13 protein-coding genes are annotated in these 12,440 nt (G+C 62.8%); 7 read left to right on the plus strand and 6 right to left on the minus strand.

The genetic code is table 11. The annotated features are described in order from the left end of the window. Positions 1 to 19: 19 nt before the first annotated feature. The 3 genes from Q5Z11_RS11950 (at position 20) to Q5Z11_RS11960 (ending at position 3,677) form a co-directional block, all read left to right on the plus strand. A complete protein-coding gene (locus tag Q5Z11_RS11950) occupies positions 20 to 1,471 on the plus strand; it encodes an amidohydrolase family protein (protein ID WP_303746628.1) in 1,452 nt (483 codons plus the stop codon). A 415-nt stretch (positions 1,472 to 1,886) separates the two neighbouring features. Then, positions 1,887 to 3,071, plus strand: a complete 1,185-nt coding sequence (locus Q5Z11_RS11955; protein WP_303746629.1) for an MFS transporter — start codon at positions 1,887 to 1,889, stop codon at positions 3,069 to 3,071. Between the two features lie 63 nt (positions 3,072 to 3,134). Then, a complete protein-coding gene (locus Q5Z11_RS11960; RefSeq protein ID WP_303746630.1) occupies positions 3,135 to 3,677 on the plus strand; it encodes an NMCC_0638 family (lipo)protein in 543 nt (180 codons plus the stop codon). Between the two features lie 150 nt (positions 3,678 to 3,827). Here Q5Z11_RS11960 and Q5Z11_RS11965 read toward each other — a convergent pair whose 3' ends face one another. From Q5Z11_RS11965 to Q5Z11_RS11990, 6 genes are all read right to left on the minus strand, one after another. Continuing rightward, positions 3,828 to 5,894, minus strand: a complete 2,067-nt coding sequence (locus Q5Z11_RS11965; RefSeq protein WP_303746631.1) for an acyltransferase family protein — start codon at positions 5,892 to 5,894, stop codon at positions 3,828 to 3,830. 61 nt (positions 5,895 to 5,955) lie between these two features. Then, positions 5,956 to 6,588 (minus strand): DUF2058 domain-containing protein, encoded by a 633-nt coding sequence (locus tag Q5Z11_RS11970; protein ID WP_303746632.1) that lies wholly within the window; start codon positions 6,586 to 6,588, stop codon positions 5,956 to 5,958. An 8-nt stretch (positions 6,589 to 6,596) separates the two neighbouring features. Then, a complete protein-coding gene (locus Q5Z11_RS11975; RefSeq protein ID WP_303746633.1) occupies positions 6,597 to 6,836 on the minus strand; it encodes a SlyX family protein in 240 nt (79 codons plus the stop codon). Further along, positions 6,829 to 8,178 (minus strand): UDP-glucose dehydrogenase family protein, encoded by a 1,350-nt coding sequence (locus Q5Z11_RS11980; protein ID WP_303746634.1) that lies wholly within the window; start codon positions 8,176 to 8,178, stop codon positions 6,829 to 6,831. Before Q5Z11_RS11980 ends, Q5Z11_RS11975 begins: the two co-directional genes overlap by 8 nt. A 25-nt stretch (positions 8,179 to 8,203) precedes the next feature. Continuing rightward, positions 8,204 to 9,184 carry an FKBP-type peptidyl-prolyl cis-trans isomerase N-terminal domain-containing protein gene (locus tag Q5Z11_RS11985; RefSeq protein ID WP_303746635.1) on the minus strand — a complete coding sequence of 327 codons (981 nt, stop codon included), beginning with the start codon at positions 9,182 to 9,184 and terminating at the stop codon, positions 8,204 to 8,206. Positions 9,185 to 9,269: 85 nt separating this feature from the next. Continuing rightward, positions 9,270 to 9,818: a glutathione peroxidase gene (locus Q5Z11_RS11990; protein ID WP_303750022.1), complete on the minus strand. Its 549-nt coding sequence runs from the start codon at positions 9,816 to 9,818 to the stop codon at positions 9,270 to 9,272. Positions 9,819 to 9,966: 148 nt separating this feature from the next. Between Q5Z11_RS11990 and Q5Z11_RS11995 the strand changes: the two genes are divergently transcribed. From Q5Z11_RS11995 to Q5Z11_RS12010, 4 genes are read left to right on the plus strand one after another with little or no spacing between them, the layout of a single operon-like run. Next, entirely contained in the window at positions 9,967 to 10,209 is a 243-nt protein-coding gene (locus tag Q5Z11_RS11995; protein WP_303746636.1) for a hypothetical protein, read from the plus strand. Positions 10,210 to 10,212: 3 nt separating this feature from the next. Further along, a complete protein-coding gene (locus Q5Z11_RS12000) occupies positions 10,213 to 10,575 on the plus strand; it encodes a GntR family transcriptional regulator (RefSeq protein WP_303746637.1) in 363 nt (120 codons plus the stop codon). Next, on the plus strand, positions 10,572 to 11,444 hold the full coding sequence (locus tag Q5Z11_RS12005) for an ABC transporter ATP-binding protein (protein WP_303746638.1): 873 nt from the start codon (positions 10,572 to 10,574) through the stop codon (positions 11,442 to 11,444). The genes Q5Z11_RS12000 and Q5Z11_RS12005 overlap by 4 nt, the downstream gene beginning before the upstream one ends. Further along, positions 11,441 to 12,421 carry an ABC transporter permease gene (locus tag Q5Z11_RS12010; protein WP_303746639.1) on the plus strand — a complete coding sequence of 327 codons (981 nt, stop codon included), beginning with the start codon at positions 11,441 to 11,443 and terminating at the stop codon, positions 12,419 to 12,421. Before Q5Z11_RS12005 ends, Q5Z11_RS12010 begins: the two co-directional genes overlap by 4 nt. Positions 12,422 to 12,440: the final 19 nt, after the last annotated feature.

Below are 12,440 nucleotides of genomic sequence, written 5' to 3' on the forward strand. Positions count from 1 at the left end.
CCTACCACTGGAACCACCGATGAAGACCACGCTCGGCCTGCTGTTGACCACCCTCGCAGCAACCATCTCCCCTGCGATCGCAGCCCAATCCCAAGCAGACGTGGTGATCCGCCATGCAACCGTGATCGATGTCGAACACGGCCGCGCGATAGCTGACCAGGCCGTGGCCATCCGCGGCGGCAACATCGTCGCCGTCGGTGACGATGCACACATCGGAACGCAATGGCACGCGAACACCGCCATCGACGGCCACGGTCGGTATCTCATTCCCGGGCTGTGGGACATGCACGTCCACTTCGGCGGCGGTCCCGCGCTGATTGACGAGAACAAGGCCCTGCTGCCGCTTTACGTTGCACATGGCATCACCACCGTACGTGATGCATCCGGTGATCTGGCCGAGCAGGTGTTGTCGTGGCGCGGGCAGATCGCCAATGGCCAGTTGTTCGGGCCGCAGCTGTTCACCTCCGGTGCCAAGATCGAAGGCCTGGCGCCGGTCTGGAAAGGCACGATCGAAGCGGGCGACGAGGCTGGCGTCGATGCAGCCCTGGACCGCGAACAACGCGACAAGGTCGACTTCGTCAAGATCACCGACAGCACGCTGAAGCCGGAGTTGTTCCTGTACGCAGTCAGCCAGGCCAAGGCACGCGGCCTGCGCAGCTCCGGTCACGTGCCGATGGCATTGACCGTGGGCCAGGCCATCGAGGCCGGCATGAGCTCGATCGAGCATCTGGATTACGCCTACAAGGCTGGCGTGAAGGACGAAGCCGCGATCGCCGCTGATTTCGGCGCCGGCAAAATCGACCGTGCTGAAGCCAATCGCAGGCTGCGCACCGGCTTCGACCGCGCCACGGCGATGGCAGCCTATCGCCGTTTCGCTGAGCTCGGCGTCGCAGTGACCCCCACCTTGGACGGCGGCCGCATCATCGACTTCCTGGATGTCGAACCGCGCGACAACGACCCCTATCTGGCTTATATCGGTCCGGGGCTGCGCGACACCTACACCTGGCGCGTTGAACGTGCAGCCAAGGCTACCCCCACGCAGATCGAAGCCCGCCATGCGCATTACGCCGAGGTCGCCGCGGTGCTGCCGATGCTGCAGGAGGCAGGCGTGCGCATCATGGCGGGCACCGATGCGGGCTTCCTGAACTCCTATAACTTCCCGGGAATCGGCCTGCATAACGAGCTCGCACTGTATGTACGCGAAGGGCTGACGCCGGTCCAGGCGCTGCAGTCGGCTACCCGTGCTGGCCCGGCGTGGTTCGGCAAGCTCGACCGCTACGGCGCAGTCGCTGAAGGCAAGGCTGCCGACCTTGTGTTGCTGGAGCGCAACCCGCTGCAGGACATCGCGGCCACCCGCGCGATCAACACCGTGGTGATGCGCGGCAAGGTCTACGACCGCGCCGCGCTGGACGCCATGCTGGCCGAGACGAAGGCGCAGGTCGCCGAGTGGAACGCCAAGGCCAAGCCCTGATCTGCGCACACGGGCATAGACCGGCGAAGCGACTCAAGCAGCACCGAAGCCCGCCTTTTGTAGGAGCGGCGTAAGCCGCGAAGCAAATGATGTGTCAGCTGGCATGTATCTCGAGAACTGCAGCAGCGCCAGCTTCGCGGCTGACGCCGCTCCTACATACGGATATCCAACCTGTCTCCCGGATGCACTGCGCCAACCCGGGCTACCTGCAGGACGCACAGACCTGCATCGATTTTGTGGGGGCGGCGTAAGCCGCGAAGCAAGCGCATTGCCAGCTGGCAAGGACCTCAAGCACTCCAACAACACCAGCTTCGCGGCTCACGCCGCTCCTACAATCCCAAGCCCGCAAAAGGCACAATAGGCATCGCGGCACATGCCGCCCCCCTTGCCTACCCAGCGCGTCCAGCGCCTTGCCATGACGTCCGTTGCCCTGCCAGCGCAGACCGTGCCGACCGCACGCCTGTCGAGCTTCTATTTCTTCTACTACGCCGCGCTGGGCGCGTTTACGCCGTATTGGAGCCTGTACCTGCAGTCGCGCGGCATGACCGTCACCGCCATCAGCGTGATGATGAGTCTGTGGTACGCCACGCGGGTGATCGCTCCCAGCACCTGGACCTCGCTGGCGGCGGTCTCGCCACACCCGATCCGCTGGCTGCGCGTGGGCTGCATACTGACCATCGCCTGCTTTGCCGGTTTCCTGGTGCCCGCGCCGCCCTGGACGCTGTACGCGGTAATGATCGCGTTCTGTTTCTTCTACAACGCGGTGATGCCGCAGTTCGAATCGATCACCATCACCCACCTGGGCGCGGACAGCCATCGCTACGGCATGATCCGGGTCTGGGGCTCGCTGGGCTTCATCATCGTGGTCACCCTGTTCGGCTGGCTGATCGAAAAGCATGGCGCGGGCAAACTGCCGTGGCTGATGCTGCCGCTGTTCGCGCTGTTGACCGGCTCGGCCTTCCTCAACCGTTATGCGCGCGATATCGGTGCGCGCAGCCAGCACGGTGCAGGCTTCTGGAGCATCGTGCGGCAGAAGCCGGTCCTGGCCTTCTTCATTGCCGCCTTTCTCGAGCAGCTGTCGTTCGGTCCTTACTACACCTTCTTCTCGCTCTACATGGACCAGCACGGCTACAGCACCTCGGTGCTCGGGCTGATGTGGACCATCGGCGTGGTGTTCGAAGTGGCGGTGTTCTTCCTGATCGCGCGCTTCTTCCGTCGCTGGGATGCCAGCTGGCTGTTGATCATCTCGATGGGCAGCGCGGTGTTGCGCTGGTGGGTTACGGCGCTGTGGCCGGAGAACCTGCCGGTGATGCTGGTAGCACAGACCACCCATTGCCTGGGCTTCGCCGCCTTCTTCGCCTCGGCCATGCAGCTGCTGGCGCGCTACTTTCCGGGCAACCTCAATGGCCACGGCCAGGGCCTGTTCTATGGCTTTTCGTCTGGGCTCGGCGGTGTGCTCGGCGCGCTGATCGCTGGACAGCTCTGGCAGTTCGGCGACGGCAAGGTCGCCTTCATGGTCGGCGGCTGTTTCGCCCTGCTCGGCACCCTGATCGCCTGGTACTGGCTACCGCCTTCGCGCCAGGCCCGGCGCATCCGCTGAATCCTGCAGGCAGGCCAAACCCCTGCTATAACTGCGCCATCTCACGGCACAGGGGGCTCTGTCATGAAATACGGTTCCAGCCTGTACACCTTGCTGTCGGCGATACCTCTGCTTGCAAGCAGTACTGCCCACGCCAGCGACAACTCGATCGCGCCGATCGGCATGTTCGCCGGCGTCTGCCTCGATCTGCTCGACAAGCCCGATACCTTTGCCGAGGTGATGAGCAACCGCGCAGACCGCGTGCAGGGTGCGGAGGCAAGCGAGTTCCTCGGCCACAAACCCGGCAAAGCCTGGTATGTCAGCCACGAAGGCGTCCCTTACGGCTTCTCCTGGGCCGATGATGGAACCTGCCGGACAACCATCTTCAGCGGCGATTCCAAGGGGCTCGCCAAAGAGTTCGGTGACCTTGGTCGGATGGCCCCTGCAGGCTACACCTCGAAAGCGGAACTCACCTCGATCGACGAAAGGGGCTGGACGGTCCACACCTACACCTGGCACGGCGACGGCGAAGACCGCGCCATCCAGATGCGCCTGTCACTCAATCCCGAACCCGGTACGGGTTTACGCGGCAATGCCAGTGCCCGTTACGTTGCAGCACCGCGTTGAGCTCGGGCAACTGATCCGCGATCACACAACCTCGCGCCGCGTGCACGCTGCGCGATCGCACCAGGTCGAGGAACACACCGAACCTTCAGCCTCGATTCCGGGCCAAGGCAGCGATCCCAGCCTCCCTATCGCACGCAGAACACGTCCGACTCAACGTATTTCCGCCGCCTGATGGCTGCGGAATGAGGGCAGCAACACGCGATTGCCGTAACCGCTCAAATGGTCACCGTCGAAATAGAGCGGCCTCCCCGCTTGCTCTGGCTGGCAGGTCGTCCCTGGGCACAGTACCGGCAACGGGTCCCAGACACTTGCGCCAGACAGCGCCTGCGCCACCTGCTGCAAGCTGGTCAATGCGGGTGCCCGCAGTGCTTCCATTCGCTCACGCGCAACCGCCATGCCATTCACACAGATTGGATTGCTGCGGTTGAACGCATCCGAGCAGCGGAACGGCGGGGCAGCCAGCACCGGCTTCGGCGCTTCCAGCACGATCCGCACGCCGCGATCCGCCAGTGGTTTCAGCTCGACGATCGCAGCCTGCACGTCGGCAGCACGTTGCGCGGCTGATGCCTCACTCAGTACCGATGCATACGCCTGCTGTTGATCGAACAGGCCATATTGCTCAACCAGCCTTGGCACCCGCAGACCGGGCAGGAACAGCACATCGCCGGCACGCGCCTGGGCGGTAACATCAGCCAGCGTGTTGTGTACGTAGGCATCGCAGCCCGGATCGGCTTGTTGCCGACCTTGCAATCCGACCAGCGCACAGCCTGTACTTGCGTACAGGCGGGCCTGCCCACCGTCGAGTAGAACCACGCGGCGGAGCATTTCGCCATATGCCAATGCATGCGAGTCACCCGCCACGAACAGACGCCACTCAGCGCCTTTCCCAGCAGCGCACTTGCCACGCTCGAACTGCTGCACGTGACCATCCGTGATCGACACGCGCGACACCACCAGTTCGCAATCAGGGAATTCCTTCTTCAAGCTCTTCGCATATGGGTACCAGTCCAGCGGATGGCGACTGACCGTGCTCAGGGAAATATGCTTGGCAGCGCGTTCCAACTGTTTCTGCGCGGCCATACCCAGCAACACCAACACTACGCCGGTTGCCACCCAACGCAGGTCCGAGCCACGCCAGCGTCTGCCAAAGCGCAGCGGCTGCTCGACCCAGCGCCATGACAGCCAAGCCAACACCGCGGTGCAAACCAAAGCCAGTGCCCCGGTGAGCAACGAGTCCAAGCCAACCGTCCAACGGAACAGCACGAATACCGGCCAATGCCATAGATAAAGCGAATATGACATCCGCCCTATCAGCAGCATCGGTTGCGCCGACAGACCGCTGCCGACCCAGCTGGCAGCGGAGCGATGCAGCAACGCCAGCAAACCCAGCGTGCCCAGCACCGGCCATAAACCATCGATCCACGGCGAGTGGCCGGGACGCGCAGCCCACAACCCATAAGCCAGCATGCTGGCACTGCCCAACTGCAACAGCATGGACCAAGGCCCCGTCGTCAGGCGCGACTCTGCGGTCACATGCCTACGCATGTCGAGCATCTGGAACAGCAGTACACCCGCGCCCAACTGCCAGAACCGCGTGGTGGTCTGGTAGAAGGACGCGATCTCCTGCCCGCCCTGCAGCGCGCGGCTGATCGCAAACAGCAGCGAACCAGCCGTGGCAAGGCCAAACAACAGCATCGACAAGCCCCGGCCCCGGCCGCCTTTGGACCAAGCCATGAACAACAGGGGGAACAGCAGATAGAACTGTTCCTCCACGCCGAGTGACCAGGTATGGGTGTAAGGATTGAACTCACTACGTGGCGAGAAGTAATCGTTGTCCGTGCCGGCCAATACCCAGTTGCTCAGCCCCACAAAGGCCATGCGCCCGGTCTTGCCACTGGTTTCGCTGAGCCAGGACTCGGGAATGAACAAGGTGCTCAGCAGGCCGGTGACCAGCAGGCACACGACCAGCGCCGGCATGATCCGGCGCATGCGCCGCGCATAGAAACCCAGCACTCCCTTCCAGCCACCGAAGCTGGAAGAGCGCGCCACAGAGGCACTGACCACATAGCCGGAGATCACGAAGAAGACATCCACGCCGGTAAAACCGCCCGGCAACCAGCTCGGATTGAGGTGGTAGAAGATGACCGCGAGCACGGCAATGGCACGCAGGCCGTCAACGTGGGGGTAATAGCCTTCCTGCTTCGGATGTCCCTGCATTGCATTCCCCTCAAGAAAACGGGCGCCGCTGGCGCCCGTTGTCTGCATCATATCGAATCGCTTACCAGACCAGATCATCCGGCACCTGGTACTGCGGATCCGCGTAGGGATCCGCATCGGCCGGCGCGTTCGGGTCGACCTTCAGCGCCACGGACTGGGCAAACACCTGCTCGGCCTGCGCCAGTACTTCGGCGGTCACCAACAGGTAGCGACCGTTCTGCTGCAGCACGCCCAACTCACCTGCATTGAGCGCCTTGAGCTGTTCGGCATTGACGTAGACACGCTTGATCTTGCCGCCATAGGGGAAGTGACGGGCGATGTCGGCGTTCGGGTCATTCAAACCCTTGTCCTTGATCAGCTCGTCGAGCTTGGCGCGCGCTTCACGGCGCAGGCGTGCTTCTTCCTGTTTGGCCTGCTCGGCCTGGATACGCTCGTCCTTTTCCTTCTGCGCACGGATCGCATAGGCCTTGGCCAGGTCGATGTCTTCCTGCGAGCGCGGCTTGCGTGGACCGGACTGCGGCCGGCCCTGCCCCGGCTTGCCAGCATGGGCAGGCTTGTTGCCTGCCTGCTGCGGTCGGCCTTGGCCCGGCTTGCCCTGCGGACGGCCGTCCCGGCGCACTTCCGGCTTGCGCTCCGGCTTGGGAGCAGGCTTGAAACCCAGCCCGAGCAGCTGGTCGCGAATATTGTCACTCATAGGGAATATCAGTAGTGCGGGGGCGGTGGTTCGTCGGCGGCATCGGCATACAACGCCGTGCGCACCTTGCCCAGGTCATCAAGAAGGTGGCGCAGGAGATCTGCATTGCGTGAGCCCTGCATCCGGGCATCAGCCAATGCTTCGCTCATCTCCGCCAGGGCATGCTCCTGGAAAGAGACGCGCATCTCCAGCTCAACCAAGCGTGCTTCCAGCGCCTGCTCGCGCTGCTCAGGTGTTGATTCATGCATGTACGGAACGTCCTCGACCAATGCCGTAATACGCCAGGCCTGCGGCTTCTATTTCTGCCGGGTCGTAGAGGTTACGGCCATCAAATACCACCGCATCGCCGAGCGCTTCGCGCATACGCGTGAAATCGGGGCTGCGGAACTGCTTCCACTCGGTGACTACCACCAGAGCGTCTGCGTCATGTAGTGCGGCAAATGCGGAATCGCAGAAAACCAGGTCATCTCGCTCGCCAAAAATACGGCGTGCTTCTTCCATGGCCTCCGGATCGAACACCTGCACCTTTGCTCCGGCCTCCCACAGCTGGGCCAATACGCGTCGGCTCGGTGCCTCGCGCATATCGTCGGTATTCGGCTTGAATGCCAAACCCCACACAGCGAAGGTCTTGCCGCGCACGCCCTCGTCTTCGCCGCGGTCGTAATGACGTTGGATCAGCTCGAAGAGATGACCCTTCTGCGCGGCATTCACCGCTTCAACCGCGTTGAGCAGCTGCGGCTGATGGCCGTGCTGTGCGGCCGTGCGCGCCAGCGCCTGCACGTCCTTGGGGAAACAGGAGCCGCCGTAGCCTGCGCCTGGATAAATGAAATGCCAGCCAATACGTGGATCAGAACCGATGCCCTGGCGCACCTGCTCGATATCGGCGCCTACGCGCTCGGCGATATTGGCGATTTCATTCATGAAACTGATCTTGGTCGCCAACATCGCATTGGCGGCGTACTTGGTCAGCTCGGCCGAACGCACGTCCATTTCCACGACGCGGTCGCGGTTGCGATTGAACGGCGCATACAAGCGGCGCAATACCGCAACCGCCTGCGCACTGCTGGCACCAATGACGATGCGATCCGGGCGCATGCAGTCTGCGACCGCATCGCCTTCCTTCAGGAATTCGGGATTGGAGACGACGTCGAACGCGATCTCCTGGCCTCGTGCTGCCAGCTCTTCGGCAATGGCAGCACGAACCTTGTCCGCGGTGCCAACCGGCACCGTCGATTTGTTCACCACCACCGTCGGCCGCGCCAGATGGCGGCCGATGGTGCGGGCGACCGCCAACACGTACTGCAGGTCGGCGCTGCCGTCTTCATCGGGCGGCGTGCCAACCGCGATGAAAACCACTTCACCGTGGCCAATGGCCTGCGCGGCGTCGGTGGTGAAAGCCAGCCGCCCGGAGGCGTGATTGGCTTTCACCATCGGTTCCAGGCCAGGCTCGTAGATCGGGATGATGCCCCGCTCCAAGCCCTGGACCTTGGCCTGGTCGATGTCGACGCAGACCACGTCGTGTCCTACTTCCGCCAGGCAGGTCCCGGTGACGAGACCTACATAGCCGGTGCCGAAAATAGCTACACGCATGGTTGCGCCTGCTCCGTGGCCAGCCTTACGGCATCACGCCCAGCAACTCGACGTCGAAGGTCAAGGTTGCGTTCGGGCCGATCGGACCACCCTGGGTGCCGTTCTCGCCGTAAGCCAGCTCGCCCGGAATCCAGAAGCGGTACTTGGAGCCAACCGGCATCAATGCGACGCCTTCGGTCCAACCCTTGATGACCTGGTCCAGGCCGAAATCAACCGGCTGACCGCGCTGGTAGCTGCTATCGAACACTTCGCCGCTGAGCAGCTTGCCTTCGTAGTTGACGCGCACGCGGCTGGTAGCCATCGGGCGCTCGCCGCTGCCGGCGCGAAGCACCTGGTACTGCAGGCCCGAAGCGGTGGTCACCACGCCCGGCTGGGTCTTGTTCTTGGCGAGGAAGGCATTGCCCGCTTCACGGTTGGCCTGGGCGGCCTTGCCAGCCTCAGCCTTCATTTCAGCTTCCTTGGTGGCGCTGAATGCCTGCAGCACGCCCTGCGCCTGCTCGTGGGTCATCAGCGGGGTGCCCTTGGAGAACACGGTGCTGATCGCCTGGAACACCGAATCCAGATCGATATCCTTCTGGATGCGCGCCAGCGACGGACCAACGGCAAAGCTGCCCAGCATCAGGCCAACCTTCTCGCGGTCAACCGACGGCGGTGCGCTGCCCGGAGCCATGCCCGGAACCTGCTGACCCGAACGGGCCATCATCACGGTGCGCAGCGCCTGGTCGGTCTTCTGTGCTTCTTCCTGCGACAGCAGCGGCGGGTTGCCGGCAAAGGCGTTCTCGACAGCGCGGCGCAAAGCAGCCACGTCTACTTCCGAGGCAACCGGCTCAAACGAGCTGGCCACGTCGATACCGATGGCGTAGCCAATCTTTTCACGATCCGAGGTCAAAACAGACTTCTCCTTGGTCGCCGCCGCAGCGGCAGGTTGTTGCGAAAAAACGACCCCGGGGGCCGCCATCGCCAAAATCAGAAGCGACGCAACCGCGCCACGCTTTCCCATCTTCATTCGCTGCATTCCTGGAAGTGAACAAACGCCACCGGCGGCGCGAGGGGCGACATTGTCGCATGCACGCCGCAGATGTCGAGGCGCATCAGCGCCGTGGTGCTGGTGCGGCCAGCGCGCGGTCGATTGCCGCACGCAGCTCGGGATCATCCGGCTTCACCCGGCTCGGGAACTGTGCCAGCACCCGCCCATCGCGTGATATCAGATATTTGTGAAAGTTCCATGCCGGCGCCACGCCGCTGATACGGGTCAGGTCCTGGTACAGCGGCGTCGTTTCCGGGCCGATTACATGGACTTTCTGGAACATCGGGAATTTCACCCCGTATGTAAGCGTGCAGAACTCCTGGATCTGCTCCTCGCTGCCCGGCTCCTGGCCTTTGAAATCGTTGGACGGGAAGCCCAATACAGCAAAACCGCGCGGCGACAGTTCCTGCTGCAATGCCTCCAGGCCCTCGTATTGCGGGGTGAATCCGCATTTGGAGGCGGTGTTGACCACCAGCAGCACCTTGCCGCCATATGCGCGATTCAGGTTTATCTCGTCTTTTCCGGCCAGCGAACGGAAGTTGCGGTCCAGCAAAGGACCCGCCACCGCATCCAAGGCGCCGCCCGAGGCAGCCACAAAAGCAATTGAAATCAATAAATTACGAATGTTCACTGGATTCTCCTGAACACGACAAGCAAGTTTGGAACGGCATAGGCCATTAGTTTGGTCAGAATCGGTTGCATGTCGGCGTGTCGGTGTTATAGTTGCATACAACACCAGCCACCCTACACAGGGAGCCCTCATGAACACCAAGCACGGCAGACACGCTCTCCACGCACTGATGGTCACAGGCACCTTGTTGTTGCTGGGCTGCTCAACCTCCCTCGGCAACGGACTTGCCGATGCCAAGGATTATGCAGCCCAGGCGGTCGGTGATGGACAGGATGCCGACGAAAGCCCCAAAGCGAAACGACCGGCCCGGCGCATGCGGACCAGCCTTTCGATGCCTTATTTTTCTTTCGCACAGCTGAATTCGCGGAGCTGACCCATGAGCGATATCCAGTGGAGCGATGGCGCTCCCATTTACCGCCAGCTGAAGGATCGCGTGATTGCGATGATGCTGGACGGAATCCTGAAGCCGGGCGATGCCCTGCCCTCGGTACGCCAGGTGGCGGCCGAGTACCAATTGAACCCGATCACCGTCTCGCGCGCCTACCAGGAGTTGGCCGACGAGAACCTGGTCGAGAAGCGCCGTGGCCTTGGTATGTTCATGACCGAGGAGGCCGCACAGAAACTGCGCGGCAACGAGCGCGATCGTTTTCTCAATGACGAATGGCCGGCCGTGCTGGAGCGCATCCAGCGCCTGGGCCTGACCATGAAAGATTTGCTGCCACCGGGGACCAACCTATGAACGCCGCCGTCGAAGCCGTCGTTTCCGCCAAGGGCCTGCGCAAGGCTTACAAGCAGAAGCCAGCGCTGGACAACACTAGTTTCACCATTGAACCAGGCCGCATCGTCGGTCTGATCGGCCCCAACGGTGCCGGCAAGACCACGGCGCTCAAGGCCGTACTCGGCCTGACCTCGTTTGACGGCGACCTGCAGGTGCTGGGCATGGACCCGCGCAGCCAGCGCGACGATCTGATGAACGATGTCTGCTTCATTGCCGACGTGGCAGTGCTGCCGCGCTGGTTGCGGGTCAAGGAGGCCATCGATTTCGTCGCCGGCGTGCACCCGCGTTTTGACCGCGCCCGCTGCGAGCGCTTCCTGGCCAATACCAAGCTCAATCCGAAGCAGCGCGTGCGTGAGATGTCCAAGGGCATGGTCGTGCAGCTGCACCTGGCGCTGGTGATGGCGATCGACGCCAGGATCCTGGTGCTGGATGAGCCCACCCTGGGCCTGGACATCATGTACCGCAAGGAGTTCTACCAGCGCCTGCTGGAGGATTACTTCGACGAACAGAAGACCATCATCATCACCACCCACCAGGTGGAAGAAGTCGAGCACATCCTTACCGACGTGCTGTTCATCCGCGATGGCAGGATCGTGCTGTCGTCGGACATGGAAGCCCTGGCTGGTCGCTACACCGAGCTGCTGGCTTCCGCCGACGCGCTGCAGGCCGCACGCGCCCTGGCGCCGATCGAAGAGCGCGCACTACCGTTCGGCAAAACCGTGCTGCTGTTCGACGGCGTTGACCGTAACCAACTCGCCGCCATGGGCGAGATCCGCACCCCCGGCCTGGCCGACCTGTTCGTGGCCACCATGAAGGGAACCTACGCATGAACGCCGCTCATCACATCTCCCCGCTCGGCAAGTTCAAATGGCTGCTCAAGCGTGAGTACTGGGAAAACCGGGGCGGCTTCGTCTGGGCCCAGGTCATCACCGGTGGCATTGCCATCCTGTTCGCCACCATTGGCGCCCTGATTGGTGCGTTCGCCGCGCGCAAATCCGATGGCATCAACCACATGGGGGATATCAGCGAGTACCTGAAGGTAATGGGCGCGTTCGGCGATGGTCTGCTGCTGGCAGGCATCTTCCTGGCCTCGCTGATACTTGCCTTCGTCGTGTTCTTCTACGCGCTGGGCAGTCTCTACGATGACCGCCGCGACCGCAGCGTGTTGTTCTGGAAGTCGCTGCCGGTATCCGACACCCAGACCGTGCTGTCCAAGGCATTGTGGGCGCTGGTGCTGGCACCGCTGATCGCAATGGCGATCGGCCTGGCTGTCGGTCTGGTGTTGTGGGTGGTTGCCATGTTGGGTGCGGCCGGTGCCGGCGCCACCAGCCCCTGGGCAATCGCCACCCATTCGCACCCGTTCCGCATCCTTGGCCTGGTCCTGAGCACCTTGCCGATCAGCCTGCTCTGGGCACTGCCTACCGTTGGTTGGTTGATGTTCTGCTCGGCGCTGGTACGTACCAAGCCGTTCCTGTGGGCAGTGCTGCTGCCGCTGCTGGCCTGCACCATGATCAGCATCCTCGGCGCCATGCCGGGCGTGAAGCTGCCACTGGGCTGGATCTGGTACACCGTCGCCTACCGCGGCCTGCTCAGCGTGTTCCCGTCATCCTGGCTGCCGCGTGGCCTGACCGACACCAACATCAGCGGTGAAAACCTGCAGACCCCGGCCGACCTGGTTCAGTGGCTGCTGCAGCATCACAGCCTGGGTCAGGTATTGTCGAACCCGGATATCTGGATCGGCGCCGCGGTCGGTATCGTTCTGATCGTCGCCGCTATCTACCTGCGCCGCCGTCGCGACGACATCTGAGTTCTGATCAGGAGAATGT

Origin of the sequence: Stenotrophomonas sp. 610A2 (assembly GCF_030549615.1) — a bacterium.
GTDB classification, from domain to species: domain Bacteria; phylum Pseudomonadota; class Gammaproteobacteria; order Xanthomonadales; family Xanthomonadaceae; genus Stenotrophomonas; species Stenotrophomonas pigmentata.